15 protein-coding genes are annotated in these 14,791 nt (G+C 61.2%); 14 read left to right on the forward strand and 1 reads right to left on the reverse strand.

The window, feature by feature from the left end; translation table 11 throughout:
• Window positions 1–58: 58 nt before the first annotated feature.
• Entirely contained in the window at window positions 59–2,887 is a 2,829-nt protein-coding gene (locus J5N58_RS13115; protein ID WP_244711115.1) for a [protein-PII] uridylyltransferase, read from the forward strand.
• 1 nt (window position 2,888) lies between these two features.
• Window positions 2,889–4,472, forward strand: coding sequence for a murein biosynthesis integral membrane protein MurJ (gene murJ / locus J5N58_RS13120; RefSeq protein ID WP_244711117.1), 1,584 nt, complete (start codon window positions 2,889–2,891; stop codon window positions 4,470–4,472).
• Between the two features lies 1 nt (window position 4,473).
• Here the strand turns inward: murJ and J5N58_RS13125 are convergent, their stop codons facing one another.
• Complete coding sequence (locus tag J5N58_RS13125) at window positions 4,474–4,950, reverse strand: YcbK family protein (protein ID WP_113338387.1); 477 nt, start codon at window positions 4,948–4,950, stop codon at window positions 4,474–4,476.
• A 217-nt stretch (window positions 4,951–5,167) separates the two neighbouring features.
• Here J5N58_RS13125 and J5N58_RS13130 point away from each other — a divergent pair, with 217 nt between their 5' ends.
• From J5N58_RS13130 to J5N58_RS13185, 12 genes are all read left to right on the forward strand, one after another.
• A complete protein-coding gene (locus J5N58_RS13130; protein ID WP_113338386.1) occupies window positions 5,168–5,563 on the forward strand; it encodes a VOC family protein in 396 nt (131 codons plus the stop codon).
• A gap of 103 nt (window positions 5,564–5,666) precedes the next feature.
• The gene (gene trpS, locus J5N58_RS13135; protein WP_112827693.1) at window positions 5,667–6,731 is read left to right on the forward strand and encodes a tryptophan--tRNA ligase; all 1,065 of its coding nucleotides are present in this window, start codon (window positions 5,667–5,669) and stop codon (window positions 6,729–6,731) included.
• An 84-nt stretch (window positions 6,732–6,815) separates the two neighbouring features.
• Window positions 6,816–7,307 (forward strand): universal stress protein, encoded by a 492-nt coding sequence (locus tag J5N58_RS13140; protein WP_112827694.1) that lies wholly within the window; start codon window positions 6,816–6,818, stop codon window positions 7,305–7,307.
• A 111-nt stretch (window positions 7,308–7,418) separates the two neighbouring features.
• Window positions 7,419–7,982, forward strand: coding sequence for a NifU family protein (locus J5N58_RS13145; RefSeq protein ID WP_113338385.1), 564 nt, complete (start codon window positions 7,419–7,421; stop codon window positions 7,980–7,982).
• 21 nt (window positions 7,983–8,003) lie between these two features.
• Window positions 8,004–8,654 (forward strand): tRNA (adenosine(37)-N6)-threonylcarbamoyltransferase complex dimerization subunit type 1 TsaB, encoded by a 651-nt coding sequence (gene tsaB, locus J5N58_RS13150; protein ID WP_244711120.1) that lies wholly within the window; start codon window positions 8,004–8,006, stop codon window positions 8,652–8,654.
• Between the two features lie 20 nt (window positions 8,655–8,674).
• A complete protein-coding gene (locus J5N58_RS13155) occupies window positions 8,675–9,172 on the forward strand; it encodes a GNAT family N-acetyltransferase (protein ID WP_112827697.1) in 498 nt (165 codons plus the stop codon).
• Between the two features lie 42 nt (window positions 9,173–9,214).
• Window positions 9,215–9,643 carry a Fur family transcriptional regulator gene (locus tag J5N58_RS13160; protein ID WP_112827698.1) on the forward strand — a complete coding sequence of 143 codons (429 nt, stop codon included), beginning with the start codon at window positions 9,215–9,217 and terminating at the stop codon, window positions 9,641–9,643.
• Between the two features lie 29 nt (window positions 9,644–9,672).
• Window positions 9,673–10,476: a lyso-ornithine lipid O-acyltransferase gene (gene olsA, locus J5N58_RS13165; RefSeq protein ID WP_113338383.1), complete on the forward strand. Its 804-nt coding sequence runs from the start codon at window positions 9,673–9,675 to the stop codon at window positions 10,474–10,476.
• A 43-nt stretch (window positions 10,477–10,519) separates the two neighbouring features.
• Window positions 10,520–11,926: a tRNA (N6-isopentenyl adenosine(37)-C2)-methylthiotransferase MiaB gene (miaB, locus tag J5N58_RS13170; RefSeq protein WP_113443796.1), complete on the forward strand. Its 1,407-nt coding sequence runs from the start codon at window positions 10,520–10,522 to the stop codon at window positions 11,924–11,926.
• A gap of 40 nt (window positions 11,927–11,966) precedes the next feature.
• Window positions 11,967–13,022: a PhoH family protein gene (locus tag J5N58_RS13175; RefSeq protein WP_112827701.1), complete on the forward strand. Its 1,056-nt coding sequence runs from the start codon at window positions 11,967–11,969 to the stop codon at window positions 13,020–13,022.
• Between the two features lie 17 nt (window positions 13,023–13,039).
• Window positions 13,040–13,546 carry an rRNA maturation RNase YbeY gene (ybeY, locus tag J5N58_RS13180; RefSeq protein ID WP_244711123.1) on the forward strand — a complete coding sequence of 169 codons (507 nt, stop codon included), beginning with the start codon at window positions 13,040–13,042 and terminating at the stop codon, window positions 13,544–13,546.
• Between the two features lie 12 nt (window positions 13,547–13,558).
• Window positions 13,559–14,737, forward strand: a complete 1,179-nt coding sequence (locus J5N58_RS13185) for a hemolysin family protein (protein WP_113338379.1) — start codon at window positions 13,559–13,561, stop codon at window positions 14,735–14,737.
• The last annotated feature ends 54 nt before the right edge of the window (window positions 14,738–14,791 follow it).

Here is a 14,791-nt window from a genome sequence, read left to right on the forward strand (position 1 = left end):
TAGCGCCATCCGTCGCCGCCTTGAAAAAGCCGGCAAGCCACGAAAGCCTGCAGCAATAATGGCCAAGACCGAATACGAACATGCGGATCTGATCGATATCGCCGCACTCAAGGCTGAGTGCGACACCATCGCCCGAACCCACGCCGGAAATCTCCTGGAAACGCGCGCCGCCTTGCTTCCCGTTTTGCGCAAGGCGAGCAGTGACGGTCGCGAGAAGGCGCGTGAACTCCTATTCAAGGACGGAAGCGGACTGAACTGCGCCCGGCGCATTTCCGACATCCAGGATCAGCTCATTGCGGTGATCTTCGAGATCGCCATAACCCATGTCTATCCTGGCAGCGCCGATGGGATCGCGGTTTCTGCGGTCGGCGGTTATGGACGTGGCACGCTCGCGCCAGGCTCCGATATCGACCTGCTCTTCCTGATGCCCCAGAAGCTTTCCGATACCATGCACAAGGCGGTCGAGTTCATGCTCTATCTGCTGTGGGACATGGGCTTCAAGGTCGGTCACGCGACGCGCAGCATCGACGAATGCATCCGGCTTTCGAAGGGCGACATGACGATCCGCACCGCGATCCTCGAAACGCGCTTCGTCTGCGGCAAGGAGGATCTGGTCAGCGAACTGCATCGCCGTTTCGACCAGGAAGTAACGAACAATACGGCGCCGGAATTCATCGCCGCGAAGCTTGCTGAGCGCGATGAACGTCACCGCAAGGCCGGAGACAGCCGTTATCTCGTCGAACCCAATGTGAAGGAAGGCAAGGGCGGCTTGCGCGATCTTCAGACCCTTTTCTGGATCGCCAAGTACAAGTACCACGTCCGTGATTCCGGCGACCTGGTGCGCCTCGGCGTGCTGTCGCGGCAGGAATGGCACCTCTTCCAGAAGGCGGATGATTTCCTCTGGGCGGTGCGCTGCCATATGCACTACCTGACCGGCAAGCCGGAGGAGCGGCTTTATTTCGACATCCAGCCCGAGATTGCCCGCAACCTCGGCTATCAGGCTCGTCCGGGCCTCTCGGCCGTCGAGCGCTTCATGAAGCATTACTTTCTGATCGCCAAGGATGTCGGGGATCTCACCCGCATCTTCGCCGCGACGCTCGAGGAACAGCAGGCCAAGGCCGCGCCGGGCATTACCGCCGCAATCGGCCGCTTTGCCAACCGGCCGCGCAAGATCGCCGGAACGGTCGATTTCCTCGATGACCGTGGCCGTATCGCGCTCGCCCGGCCTGACGTCTTCAAGCGCGACCCGATTGCGATCATGCGGCTTTTCCACGTGGCCGATCTCAACGGCCTGGAGTTTCATCCAGATGCGCTGAAAGCCGTCACGCGCTCGCTGTCGCTGATCGATCATGAGTTCCGCGAGAACGAGGAGGCCAACCGTCTTTTCCTCGACGTGCTGACGTCACGCCGCGATCCGGGCTTCATCCTGCGGCGCATGAACGAGGCGGGCGTGCTCGGCCGCTTCATTCCTGAATTCGGCAAGATCGTCTCGATGATGCAGTTCAATATGTATCATCACTATACCGTCGATGAACACCTGATCCGCACGGTGGAAGTTCTGTCAGAGATCGACAAGGGCAAGGCCGAGGAGCTTCATCCTCTGGCCGCCAAGGTAATGCCCGCTATCGAGGAACGACAGGCGCTCTATGTCGCGGTGCTGCTCCACGACGTTGCCAAGGGGCGGCAGGAGGATCATTCGATTGCCGGCGCAAGGGTTGCACGCAAGCTCTGCCCACGCTTCGGCCTGAACCCCAAGCAGACGGAGCTTGTCGCCTGGCTTATCGAACAGCATCTCCTGATGTCGATGGTGGCGCAGACCCGCGACCTGCACGACCGCAAGACGATCACCGACTTCGCCGAGAAGATCCAATCGCTTGATCGGCTGAACATGATGCTGGTTTTGACGGTGTGCGATATCCGTGCCGTCGGCCCCGGTGTCTGGAACGGCTGGAAGGGCCAGCTTTTGCGCACGCTCTATTACGAAACGGAATTGCTGTTGTCCGGCGGCTTCTCCCAGGTGCCGCGCAAGGAACGCGCCCGCCATGCGGCGGAACAGCTTGCCCATGCGCTCGGCGGGTGGAGCCAGAAGGATCAGAAGCGCTATACCAAGCTGCACTACGAGCCCTATCTCCTGTCGGTTGCCCTGGAGGACCAGGTGCGCCACGCGCACTTCATTCGTCAGGCCGACAAGGCTGGGCAGGCGCTTGCGACCATGGTGCGCACGGACTCCTTCCACGCCATCACCGAGATCACCGTGCTGGCGCCCGACCATCCGCGTCTGTTGTCGGTCATTGCGGGCGCTTGCGCCGCAGCTGGCGCCAACATCGCCGATGCACAGATCTTCACGACCTCCGACGGGCGCGCGCTCGATACCATCATGGTCAACCGCGAGTTTCCGATCGATGAAGACGAGATGCGACGGGCCGCGACCATCGGAAAGATGATCGAGGATGTTCTGTCGGGCAAGAAACGCCTGCCGGAAGTGATCGCCACCCGCAGCAAGGGCAAGAAGAAGAACAAGACCTTCCCCGTTCAGCCCGACGTTACCATTTCCAACAGCCTGTCCAACAAGTTCACTGTCGTCGAGGTCGAGTGCCTCGACCGTATCGGTCTTCTGGCCGAGATCACGGCCGTTCTGGCGGACCTGTCGCTCGACATTCACTCGGCCCGCATCACAACATTTGGCGAAAAGGTCATCGATACCTTTTATGTCACCGATCTGGTCGGTCAGAAGGTTACGAGCGAGAACCGTCAGGCGAGCATAGCCACGCGCCTCAAGTCTGTCATGGCGGAACAGAATGACGAGCCGCGCGACCGCAGCGCGGCTCCTGCCGCCGGCGCATCGCTTGCGCAGCCGCAGGCATTGCCGAAGAAAGCCCGGGCCTGAGATGAGCCTAGTCAAGAAATTCATGACCGTCGGCGGTGCGACGCTCGGTAGCCGCGTCTTCGGCTTTGCCCGCGAGACGTTGATGGCGGCAGCTCTCGGCACGGGACCGATGGCGGACGTCTTTTACGCTGCCTTCCGCTTTCCGAACCTGTTTCGCCGGCTTTTTGCCGAAGGGGCCTTCAACGCCGCATTCGTGCCGCTCTTCGCAAAGGAGATCGAGGCGAATGGCGTCGACGGCGCCAAGCGTTTCTCCGAAGAGGTCTTCGGCGTCCTTTTTTCCGTGCTGATGCTGATAACCATCGTCATGGAACTCGCCATGCCGTTTCTGGTGTCGTGGATCATCGCGCCGGGCTTCGTCGGCGACGACGCCAAGTTCTCGCTCACCGTGCGCCTCGCGGCGGTGATGTTTCCTTACCTGATGTGCATGTCTCTGACGGCGATGCTGAGCGGCATGCTGAACTCGCTGCATCATTTCTTCGCTGCCGCGATCGCTCCCGTCTTCCTCAACGTCATGATGATCGGCGCGTTGTTCTGGGCGCTTTATACCGGCTCCGATCCGGAGGTGACGGCCTGGTATCTCTCTTGGTCCGTGCTCGGCGCCGGCATTCTCCAACTCGCCGTGGTTTATGCCGGGGTTCGCCACGCCGGCATGAACATCGCCTTCAAGTTCCCGCGCGTTACCCCTAATGTGAAGCGGCTGCTGGTTTTGGCAATTCCCGCAGCCGTTACGGGCGGGATCACCCAGATCAACCAGATGATCGGACAGGCGATCGCATCGGGCAAGGAAGGCGCCATCGCAGCGCTGCAATATGCCGATCGCATCTACCAATTGCCGCTCGGTGTCGTCGGTGTTGCCGTTGGCGTCGTTCTCCTGCCGGAACTTGCACGCGCGCTGAAGGCCGGCTTTATGAAGGAGGCCGCCAATACCCAGAACCGATCCATCGAGTTCGTGCTGTTCCTCACCTTGCCGGCGGCTGCCGCCCTTTGGGTGCTCTCCGACGAGATCATCCGGGTACTCTATGAACGTGGTGCGTTCTCGGAACAGAACACCGCGGTCGTTGCCGGTATCCTTGCCATCTATGGCCTCGGCCTGCCGGGCTTCGTGCTCATCAAGGCGCTGCAGCCGGGATTCTATGCGCGTGAGGATACGCGCACGCCGATGCGGTTCACCGGCATTTCGGTGGTTATCAACACGGCTCTTGCCGTCAGCCTCTTCCCGCTGATCGCCGAACGCGGCATCGCTGTCGCCGAAGCCGCTGCCGGCTGGACGAATACGCTGCTGCTGGGCGCAACGCTTTATCGGCGCGGCCATCTCGAATGGGAATGGCCGCTGGTCGGGCGCACGCTGAGGCTTCTGGCTGCAGCGGCTTTGATGGCCGTTGTGCTGGTCTATCTTTCGGACCTGTGGTCCGGCTGGCTGACGCCGCAGTCGCCGCTTCTGACGCAAGTTACCGCTCTCGCCGGACTGATTGCTGTTGCCATGGCGGTTTATTTCGGCGTCGCTTTCGCCATCGGCGGAGCCAATCTCGGCATGCTGCGTCGGAACCTCAAGCGAAAGCCGAGCGCGGCCACGCCAGAGGCTTGAATCACGATTTCGTTCGGGGCTTCAGGTTGGCGAGGCTGCCCTTGCCACCGCCCCCGCCGCAATGGGCCCAGCGGCGCTTGGGTCCTATGTCGACATGCACCAGGCCGTTGCAGTATCGACCGATCCCGCCGATACCGGGCGCGCTCGCGGCCGCCAGGAGAATTCTCTTTTCCGAAACGCCGGGAATCCGGAAATCCGCAGCGTGGCAATGCCGGTGTTGTGAGCGGCCGGAACGGGGCCGATGTCCCGACGTGATGATAAGCCGCCGTCCGGTCTGTCGGGCGATATGGGCAAGGATCACCCGCAGGCTTTTTGGAAAACAACTGGCCCGAACGCTGATCCGCTGCAGCGTGTAGGCGGCCGTGTAATCGTGTTTCAATGTGGTGGTCCGGTTTTTCCGGGTCTCCCCGGCATTGACGTCGACTTGCGTCGTGAGTGTCATGAGGCAGGCAAGCATGACGCGAATGACCGTGCGCATGGCATCCCCCTGAAAAATGGCGTCCGTAGTCGGAGCCGATTTCGGAGGTGGCAATTTCATTTCGGAATATGGAAAAAATGTGGAACACAATACCACGAATTAGGATTAGCTATTTCTTGTGTCAAGCTATGTCAAATGCTTGCCGGAATGCATGTCTTTCGAGTTGATGGAGCCTCATCCGTGCGGCATGGTTCGGCCTCCCGTTCCGGAGTTTTCCATGTCTGGCCAATCGCTCTTTCTCGTCACTATCGTCGTCGATGACTATGACCGCGCAAAGGCGTTTTATTGCGGATGTCTCGGTTTCGAATGCCTGGAGGACAAGGACCTGCCCGGCGCCAGGCGATGGGTGGTGGTGAGGCCGGCAGGCGGCGAAGGCGCTGCCCTGTTGCTGGCGAAGGCGGACGGGGATGCACAGCTTGCCGCCATCGGCAACCAGACGGGCGGTCGCGTCGGCTTCTTCCTGAAGACAGACGATTTCGTCCGGGATCATGCGTCTTTTTGTGCCGCCGGCATTACCTTCCTCGAGGCGCCGCGCCATGAACCTTACGGCACCGTCGCCGTTTTCCGGGATCTCTACGGAAACCACTGGGATCTCATAGAACACGCCGGCTGATCGCCATCCAACGAGCCCCTTGATTGCCGGTTCGCGGCGGTGCATAAGCCCAACGTATTTCGATCGACAGATCGGGCCCTCCACCAGCCTGTTGAGGACAATCATGGGTGAGTTCAAGCCGCTGGTTTTCTCCGGCGTTCAGCCGACCGGCAACCTTCATCTCGGCAACTATCTCGGCGCTATCAGGAAATTCGTAGCCCTTCAGGAAAACAACGACTGCATCTATTGCGTCGTCGACCTGCACGCATTGACCGCGCAGCTCGTTCACGAAGACATGCCGGGCCAGATCCGTTCGATCACCGCCGCCTTCCTGGCGAGCGGCATCGACCCGAAGAGCCATATCGTCTTCAATCAGTCGGCCGTGCCGCAGCATGCGGAACTTGCCTGGATCTTCAATTGCGTTGCTCGCATCGGCTGGATGAACCGCATGACGCAGTTCAAGGACAAGGCCGGCAAGGACCGTGAGCAGGCCTCGCTCGGTCTTTATGCCTATCCGAGCCTGATGGCGGCCGACATCCTTGTCTACCGTGCCACCCACGTTCCGGTGGGCGAGGACCAGAAGCAGCACCTCGAATTGACCCGCGATATCGCGATGAAGTTCAACCTTGACTTCATGGACCATATCCGCCGGGCCGGCCAGGGCATCGACATCACGGTCGGCGACGAACCCGTTCATGCCTATTTCCCGATGGTGGAGCCGCTGATCGATGGCCCGGCGCCGCGTGTCATGAGCCTGAAGGACGGCACCAAGAAGATGTCGAAGTCGGACCCGTCCGACCTCTCCCGCATCAACCTGATGGACGATGCCGAGGCGATCTCCAAGAAGATCCGCAAGGCGAAGACCGATCCGGACGCGCTTCCGAGCGAAACGGAAGGACTGAAGGGTCGTCCGGAAGCCGACAACCTGGTCGGTATTTTTGCAGCGCTTGCAGACAAGTCCAAGGAGGACGTGCTGAAGGATTTCGGCGGTCAGCAGTTCTCGGTTTTCAAGCCGGCGCTGGTGGATCTTGCGGTGGAGGTGTTGTCGCCGATCAGCGCCGAGATGCGCAGGCTGATGGCCGATCCCGCCCACATCGACAGCATCCTGCGCGACGGTGGCGAACGGGCGCGGGCGCGGGCCGAGAAAACCATGAACGAAGTCCGCGACATTATCGGCTTCGTGAAGTAAAGTCCCGACGAGTCACGCGGCCGTTCGACCGGAGCCGGCCGCGGACAGGGTGGAAGATAAACTGATCCGGCGGCGGGGTCCTGAATGGTTTCAACACGGCTTTCACGCCTTGAGGGTCACCGCCGCAAGTTCATGGCGGTGATCGACAATACGCCGGAATGCTCGCGCGCCGTGCACTATGCCGGTCGCCGCGCCAAGAACTCCAACGGCGGCCTCGTGCTGATCTACGTCATTCCGGAAGGTGACTTCCAGCAATGGCTCGGCGTCGAGGAGATCATGAGGGCCGAGGCGCGCGAGGAGGCGGAGGCCGTGATGGCGAAGGCCGCCCAGACCGTGCGCGAGACGATCGGCATCGAGCCCGAGATCGTTATTCGTGAAGGCAGTGCGGCAGCGCAAATCAACGCGCTTATCGAGGAGGACCGCGATATCGCGATTCTCGTTCTGGCGGCCGGTTCGACCAAGGAGGGGCCGGGACCGCTGGTTTCGATGATAGCAGGTCGCGGCGCGGCATTTCCGATTCCGGTGACTGTCCTGCCGGATTCACTGACGGACGAGGAAATCGACGCCCTCTGCTAGGGAAGATGGCAATCGTCAAATCTCACTTGAAGCGGCCTCCCATCGGGCCTATCTTCTTTTGAAGAATTCTAATTTTATCGGCGATGCGTAAAACGTCGCCCGGAGGTTCAAATGTTCATCCAGACGGAAGCCACGCCGAACCCGGCGACCCTGAAGTTCCTGCCCGGCAAGGTGGTGATGGAAAGCGGCACCGCCGAGTTTCGCGATGTCGACAGCGCCGCGGTTTCCCCGCTCGCCGCTCGGCTGTTCGATATTCCCGGTGTGACCGGTGTCTTCTTCGGCTACGATTTCGTGACCGTCACCAAGGATGGCCCGGAATGGCAACATCTGAAGCCCGCGATACTCGGTACGATCATGGAGCACTTCATGAGCGGCGCCAAGGTTATGGGCTCGGTCGCCGCGCCCGACGAAACCGATGCGGATGGCGAATTCTTCGACGCGGGCGATGAGACCATCGTCGCGACGATCAAGGAACTCCTTGAGACGCGCGTCCGCCCTGCGGTCGCCCAGGATGGCGGCGACATCACCTTCCGCGGTTTCAAGAACGGCAAGGTCTATCTGAACATGAAGGGCGCCTGCTCAGGCTGCCCGTCCTCGACTGCCACGCTGAAGCATGGCGTGCAGAACCTGCTGCGGCACTTCGTGCCGGAAGTGCAGGAAGTCGAGGCGGTCTGATACGGGCCGGAAGGGGAGGGGATGATCGTTCTGGCGATCGATACGGCGGGCGTCGATTGTTCCGCCGCTATATATGACAGCGATAAGGGCGAGCTCCTGGGGACTGCGACCGAAACACTCGGTCGGGGTCATGCGGAGCATATGATGCGCATGATCGATGAGGCGCTCGCCCAGGCCTCGCTTTCTCTCGACGAGATCCACCGTATCGCAGTCACGATCGGTCCCGGGTCGTTCACCGGTATCCGGGTGGGCGTGGCGACCGCTCGGGGCCTTGCCTTGGCCTTGGGTGTCGAGTCCGTTGGCGTCTCGACGCTCGCCGTTATCGCCGGCGCAAGCGGCGAGGCGAGCAAACCCGTGCTGGCGGCGATGGATGCCAAGCGCGACGAGATCTATCTCCAGGCATTCTCGATTGCAGGCGATCCGCTCGACGAGGCGCGTATCGAAAGCCTCGACACCTTCCTGGCCCTTGCAAAAGGGGGGGGCTATCATGTCGTCGGTTCGGCGGAAGCTCTGACACACGATCCCGCAGCACCAACGTTGCCGGATCATTTTCCGATCGAAATCGTCGCCCGTCTCGGGGCTGAAACCGAAGCGACGACATCGCCGAAACCCCTTTATCTGCGTGGCCCCGATGCCAAGCCGCAGGCCGGCTTTGCGGTTGCCAGAACATGAAATCCCAGGGCATCAGATCAATGCGCGATACCTATTTCTACCGTCCGCCTGAGTTCGAGATCGTACCCATGACCGCGGAGCATTGCGCCGAGGTCGCCAGTCTCCATGCCCAGCGGTTTGCCCGGCCGTGGAACGACGGTGAATTTCTGAGCCTGCTGCTGCAGCCGAGTTCCTTCGGTTTTGTCATGTGGCAAACCAATACGCTGATCTTCAAGGCCCCGCTGGCCGGATTCGTGCTGGCCCGAGAGGTTGCCGGCGAGGCCGAGATCCTGACGATTGCCGTCAATGAAAAGACCGCCCGGTTCGGCCTGGGCTGGCGGCTGATGCAGGCAGCGATGCGCGAGGCGAGAAGTCGCGGCGGGGAAACCATGTTCCTCGAGGTTGATGATGGCAATGCGCCCGCTCTCGGCCTTTACCGAAAGCTCGGCTTTGAAAGGGCAGGCGAACGGCCGGCATATTATGCCGATGAAAATGGTCGGCGGTCGTCGGCGCTTGTCATGCGCCGCGATCTTCGCTAGTTCCGTTCGATCGTTACCCTTGTGCGAAGAGAACCCGGGGCCATGAACGACACTCCGAAATCGCTGGAAGCGTTGTGTGCCGAACGGGGCATGCGCATGACAGAACAGCGCCGCGTCATCGCGCGCATACTGGAAGAATCGGCGGATCATCCCGATGTCGAGGAACTTTACCGGCGTTCGGTGAAGGTAGACGGCCGCATTTCCATTTCTACCGTCTACCGCACGGTGAAGCTGTTCGAGGATGCTGGCATCATCGAACGTCACGATTTTCGCGATGGCCGCTCGCGGTACGAAACGGTTCCCGAGGAGCATCACGATCATCTGATCGACCTGAAGAATGGCGATGTCATCGAGTTCCACTCACCGGAAATCGAGGCATTGCAGGAGCGCATCGCCCGTGAACATGGCTTCAAGCTCGTCGGCCATCGCCTTGAGCTCTATGGTGTGCCGATCGCCAAGGACGAAGGCTGAGCGATGAGCTCCCGCCCGGAGGCTGCGGCTTGATCGACTGGTTGCGCATTGTCGTCACCATGACCATTCTGGCGATCGTGACGCTCGTTCTGGCTCCTGTCCAGGTCCTGGCCCTTGCCTTCGACTGGAGGCTGCGACGGCGGCTTCCGCGGCTCTGGCATCGCATTGCCTGCCGCATGCTTGGCATCCGTATTCATGTCCACGGCGCGATCGACCGCCGACGTCCTTTGATGCTCGCCGCCAATCATGCCTCGTGGAAGGACATCCTCGTCCTGGGCGCATTGGCCGATGTCGTCTTCATCGCCAAGACCGAAGTTGCGTCCTGGCCGGTCTTCGGAACCCTGGCCAAGCTGCAGAAGAGCATATTCGTGGTTCGCGAGGAGCGGCGCCGCACCGGCGACCAGGTGAACGAGATTGCCTCCCGCATGGCGGATGGCGAGATCGTCGTGCTCTTCCCGGAAGGAACCACATCTGACGGAAACCGCGTCCTGGAGGTGAAGACATCGCTCTTCGGAGCGGCGGCCGTTGCGCTGCCGCTTGCTCCCGAAGGCGTCGTGCATGTGCAGCCGGTGGCGATTGCCTATACCCGCGTGCAGGGCCTGCCCATGGGGCGCTACCATCGCCCTATCGCCGGATGGCCGGGCGATGTGACGCTTCTGCCCCATCTCATGGGCGTGTTGAAAGCCGGCGCTCTCGATGTGGACGTCAGCTTCGGCGAGACATACGATTACCGCGATGGCAGCAACCGCAAGCATCTCGCCGCATTCGTCGAAAGCCGCATGCGCAGGATGTTGCTTGCCCGCCTGCGCGGACGGCCGCGGCACGATGCGTGATTTTTCGGTTTTATCGACGCGCAAAAACCACTAAATAGCCGGCATGACCCAGGATATCGCCATTTCCGCCGTTTCCGACCTGCCGGAAGCCGGCGCAGCCGCAGCATCGCGCAAGGTCTTCATCAAGACCTATGGTTGCCAGATGAACGTCTACGACTCCGGCCGCATGACCGATGCGCTGGCCGCCGAAGGCTATGTCGCGACGGAGGAAATGGAAGAGGCGGATCTCGTCCTGCTCAACACCTGCCACATCCGCGAAAAAGCAGCTGAAAAGGTTTATTCCGCGCTCGGCCGTCTGCGCGAGACCAAGAAGGCACGCGCCGCCGAAGGCCGCGAGTTCATGATCGGCGTAGCCGGTTGCGTTGCTCAGGCCGAAGGCGAGGAAATCTCCCGACGTGAACCTGCTGTCGACGTGGTGATCGGCCCGCAGACCTATCATCGCCTGCCACAGGCTCTGAAGCGCGCCCGCACGGGCGAGCGCGTGGTCGATACGGAATATGCGCTGGAAGACAAGTTCGAGCACCTTCCCGATCCGAAGAAGGCAAAGACCGGCCCGCGCAACGTCACCGCGTTCCTGACTGTGCAGGAAGGCTGCGATAAGTTTTGCACCTTCTGCGTCGTTCCCTATACGCGTGGTTCTGAGGTTTCTCGGCCGCTCGCACAGATCGTTGGAGAAGCGGAAAAGCTCGTTGCCACCGGCGTGCGGGAACTCACTTTGCTCGGCCAGAACGTCAACGCTTGGCATGGCGTCGATGCCGCGGGGCGGGAGTTGGGCCTTGGCGATCTCCTTTACCGGCTGGCGGAGATTCCGGGACTGGCCCGCCTGCGCTATACCACCAGCCATCCCCGCGACATGGACGACCGGCTGATCGAGGCGCACCGCGATCTCAGGATGCTGATGCCTTATCTGCATTTGCCAGTTCAGTCGGGATCGGACCGTATCCTGAAGGCGATGAACCGCCGTCATAAGGCCGCCGAATATCTTGCCCTGATCGAGCGCATTCGCGCGGCCCGTCCGGACATCGCCCTTTCAGGTGATTTCATCGTCGGCTTCCCCGGCGAGACGGAGGAAGACTTCGAAGCGACGCTCGAACTCGTCCGCAAGGTCGGTTATGCACAGGCTTATTCGTTCAAGTATTCGACCCGTCCGGGAACCCCCGGAGCTGATCTCCCCGATCAGGTACCGGAGGATGTGAAGACCGAAAGGCTTGCGCGACTGCAGGATTTGCTGCTCCGGCAGCAGCAGGAATTCGCTCGCTCCTTGATTGGCGAGACAATCGACCTACTTTTGGAGAAGCCGGGACGGATGCCGGGACAGCTGATCGGACGCTCTCCATGGCTGCAGTCTGTGAATGTTGATGCAAAGTCATCGCAAATCGGTGACATTATAAAGGTACGAATCACCGCAACCGGCCCAAACAGCTTGTTTGCCGAGGTGGCAGAGGGTTAGAGTGAGGGCCTGATACCTGATCGAGCAGGAGCCTTTTCGCTTGAACGCACAAGAAGTGATTTCTTCACCTTCGCGCAATACCCGAACCGCTGCGACCGACGCCAATCACTTCATCTTGACGTTCGAGAACAATCGCTTCGCCAGCGAACTGTTCGGGCAATTCGATCAGCACCTCAAGCTGCTTGAGCAGCGCCTTCAGGTCGACGCGCGAGCGCGGGGCAATTCCGTGTCCATTTCCGGCGACGTGGTTGCCACCAATCAGGCGCGCAGGGCACTCGATTTCCTCTACGCCCGGCTTCAGAGCGGCGGTTCCGTGGAGGCCTCCGACGTTGAAGGGGCGATCCGCATGGCAGTCGCCGCCGACGACCAGCTGACGCTGCCGACGCTGGAGCGCAAGGCCAAGCTGACGATGGCGCAGATCTCCACGCGCAAGAAGACGATTGCTGCCCGCACCCCGACCCAGGATGCCTATATGCGGGCGCTGGAACGTTCGGAACTGGTTTTCGGCGTCGGCCCTGCCGGCACCGGTAAGACCTATCTCGCAGTAGCCCATGCCGCCCAGCTTCTGGAGCGCGGCGCCGTCGACAGGATCGTGCTGTCGCGCCCGGCCGTCGAGGCTGGCGAGCGCCTGGGCTTCCTGCCGGGCGATATGAAGGAAAAGGTCGATCCCTATCTGCGGCCCCTCTACGATGCGCTTTACGACATGATCCCGGGCGATAAGGTTGAGCGGGCGATTACCGCCGGCGTCATCGAAATCGCGCCTCTCGCCTTCATGCGCGGCCGGACTCTGTCCAACGCGGCGGTTATCCTCGACGAGGCCCAGAACACCACGTCGATGCAGATGAAGATGTTCCTGACCCGTCTCGGCGAGAACGCCCGCATGATCGTGACCGGCGACCCGAGCCAGGTGGACCTGCCGCGAGGCGTGACCTCCGGGCTGGTTGAGGCCCTGCAGATCCTGAAGGGGGTCGAAGGCGTCTCCGTCGTGCGGTTCAAGGATGTCGACGTGGTGCGACATCCGCTGGTCGGACGTATCGTCAAGGCCTATGATGCCCAGTATGCGGTGCACGAGGAAAGCGAAAAGATCGACCTTTGAGGTCGAAACGGCCCCTGATGCTGTTACTGGACATACAGATATCGATCGAAACGGAAGGTTGGCCGACGGAAGACGTGCTGGAGGCCACGGCCTCCCGTGTGCTCGGCACGGCGGCGGATTTCCTCCGCGACGAGGAGAAGCAGCCTTTCCCCGCCACGCCGGTGGAGGTGTCGCTTGTCTTCTGCGACGACGAGACGATCCGGGACATCAATGCCGAGTGGCGGAGCCAGGACAAGCCGACCAACGTGCTTTCCTTTCCGGCCTTTCCGCTGGTGCCGGGCGGCAAGCCCGGTCCCATGCTGGGCGATATCATCATAGCGCGGGAAACTGTGGCGCGGGAGGCAGTCGATCTCGGCAAGAGCTTCGAGGAGCACCTGACGCACCTTCTGGTGCACGGATTCCTGCATCTTTTCGGTTATGACCACATGGAAGAGCAGGAGGCGGAAAGAATGGAGTCTCTGGAGACTCGCATTTTGGCCTCACTTGGCTTATCTGATCCCTATGCGGGGCAGGACCCGCTTTGATAGTCAGGACCAATGAACGATTTTTCGACGAAAGTGGCCGCAGAGGCCGATGAAGGGTCGGAGGGTTCCTCTTCGGACGAAGGCAGTAGTCCTTCGCGGCCGGAGACACCCGGCCGACAACGCAATTCATTTTGGGCGCGCGCCGTACGCATCCTGAAGCCGAGCCAGGCATCTAGCCTGCGTGAAGATCTGACGGATGCGTTGAAGGAAGACGCCGTCACCAGCGAAGTGTTCACCCCCGACGAACGGGCGATGCTGAACAACATACTTCGCTTCCGGGAGGTCCGGGTCGAGGACATCATGGTGCCGCGTGCCGATATCGAGGCCGTGGACCAGAATGTCAGCATCGGCGAATTGATGACCATCTTCGAGGTCTCCGGCCGATCGCGCATGCCGGTCTACAGTGAAACGCTCGATGACCCGCGCGGCATGGTGCATATCCGCGACCTTCTCTCCTATGTGACGAAACAGGCCCGTAACAAGCGGCGCAACGGCAACGGATCGAGTGAGATCGGTTCCGAGGCGACGGGAAAGGCCGATAAACCTGCTCGCGGTGCCAAGGCCGATTTCGACCTCGGCCGCGTTGATCTTTCCAAGACTGTCGCGGAAGCCGGGATCGTGCGGTCGATCCTGTTTGTACCGCCATCCATGCTCGCTTCCGATCTCCTCAGCCGGATGCAGGCGGCGCGCACGCAGATCGCCTTGGTGATCGATGAGTATGGCGGCACGGACGGCCTCGTTTCCCACGAGGACATCGTCGAGATGGTCGTCGGAGACATCGATGACGAGCACGATAACGACGAGGCCATGTTCACGCGCACGTCCGACGACGTGTTCGTCGCCGATGCGCGCGTGGAACTTGAGGAGATCGCGGAAGCGATCGGCCCCGATTTCGACGTGCGCGATCAGATCGACGAAGTCGACACGCTGGGTGGGCTGATTTTCTCCGCCCTTGGTCGGATTCCCGTGCGCGGAGAGGTCGTGCAGGCCCTTCCGGGTTTTGAATTCCTGATTCTCGACGCCGATCCGCGCCGTATCAAGCGAATACGCATCACTCGCAAACGGCCCCAGGTACGCCGCCGTGCCAAGGCAGAGACGGAAACCGCCGCAGCAGTGACTGGCGGATCGAAGTCGGCGAACGCGTCACCCGGCGCGGAAGGTTCGCCGACGGACACCAACGTCGCATCCTGACGCTCCCGTCCTCAAACGACGGGACAACTCCCGCGAATTTTGGGAGACTGCCCG

The sequence above is a fragment of the Paenirhizobium cremeum genome (assembly GCF_022884085.1).
In the GTDB taxonomy this organism is placed as follows: Bacteria; Pseudomonadota; Alphaproteobacteria; order Rhizobiales; family Rhizobiaceae; genus Allorhizobium; species Allorhizobium cremeum.

What these genes read in the sequence shown, in the direction of transcription:
- J5N58_RS13115 (WP_244711115.1), top strand. Translation starts at nt 59, where the DNA reads ATGGCCAAGACCGAATACGAACATGCGGATCTGATCGATATCGCCGCA.
- murJ (WP_244711117.1), top strand. Translation starts at nt 2,889, where the DNA reads ATGAGCCTAGTCAAGAAATTCATGACCGTCGGCGGTGCGACGCTCGGT.
- J5N58_RS13125 (WP_113338387.1), bottom strand. Translation starts at nt 4,950, where the DNA reads ATGCGCACGGTCATTCGCGTCATGCTTGCCTGCCTCATGACACTCACG.
- J5N58_RS13130 (WP_113338386.1), top strand. Translation starts at nt 5,168, where the DNA reads ATGTCTGGCCAATCGCTCTTTCTCGTCACTATCGTCGTCGATGACTAT.
- trpS (WP_112827693.1), top strand. Translation starts at nt 5,667, where the DNA reads ATGGGTGAGTTCAAGCCGCTGGTTTTCTCCGGCGTTCAGCCGACCGGC.
- J5N58_RS13140 (WP_112827694.1), top strand. Translation starts at nt 6,816, where the DNA reads ATGGTTTCAACACGGCTTTCACGCCTTGAGGGTCACCGCCGCAAGTTC.
- J5N58_RS13145 (WP_113338385.1), top strand. Translation starts at nt 7,419, where the DNA reads ATGTTCATCCAGACGGAAGCCACGCCGAACCCGGCGACCCTGAAGTTC.
- tsaB (WP_244711120.1), top strand. Translation starts at nt 8,004, where the DNA reads ATGATCGTTCTGGCGATCGATACGGCGGGCGTCGATTGTTCCGCCGCT.
- J5N58_RS13155 (WP_112827697.1), top strand. Translation starts at nt 8,675, where the DNA reads ATGCGCGATACCTATTTCTACCGTCCGCCTGAGTTCGAGATCGTACCC.
- J5N58_RS13160 (WP_112827698.1), top strand. Translation starts at nt 9,215, where the DNA reads ATGAACGACACTCCGAAATCGCTGGAAGCGTTGTGTGCCGAACGGGGC.
- miaB (WP_113443796.1), top strand. Translation starts at nt 10,520, where the DNA reads ATGACCCAGGATATCGCCATTTCCGCCGTTTCCGACCTGCCGGAAGCC.
- ybeY (WP_244711123.1), top strand. Translation starts at nt 13,040, where the DNA reads ATGCTGTTACTGGACATACAGATATCGATCGAAACGGAAGGTTGGCCG.
- J5N58_RS13185 (WP_113338379.1), top strand. Translation starts at nt 13,559, where the DNA reads ATGAACGATTTTTCGACGAAAGTGGCCGCAGAGGCCGATGAAGGGTCG.